Source organism: Pseudomonas sp. FYR_2, assembly GCF_043106425.1.
GTDB classification, from domain to species: domain Bacteria; phylum Pseudomonadota; class Gammaproteobacteria; order Pseudomonadales; family Pseudomonadaceae; genus Aquipseudomonas; species Aquipseudomonas monteilii.
Window position 1 is genome coordinate 1 of the sequence record NZ_JBICMM010000028.1, and the last position, 313, is coordinate 313.

Below are 313 nucleotides of genomic sequence, written 5' to 3' on the forward strand. Positions count from 1 at the left end.
GAAGAATTCAAGATCGAAGCGGTCAAGCAAGTGACCGAAAAAGGCAAACCTGTCGCCGAGGTCGCCCAGCGCCTGGGCATGTCCGTGCACAGCCTTTACGCCTGGATCAAGGTCTACAGCAAGCCCCAAGAGCAGCGTCAGCAAGACAATGATCAGCAGGCTGAACTGCGCAAGCTGCGCGCTGAACTCAAGCGGGTGACAGAAGAGCGAGACATATTAAAGAAGGCCGCCGCGTACTTTGCCAAGGAGTGCGGCTGAAGTACGCCTTCATCAACAAGCACTCGACGGATTACCCAGTGCGTCGCCTTTGCCA

1 pseudogene is annotated in these 313 nt (G+C 56.2%); it reads left to right on the forward strand.

Annotated elements, in window-relative coordinates:
- Positions 1-313: pseudogene (locus ACF8R4_RS13560) on the forward strand (transposase); the annotation flags it as partial.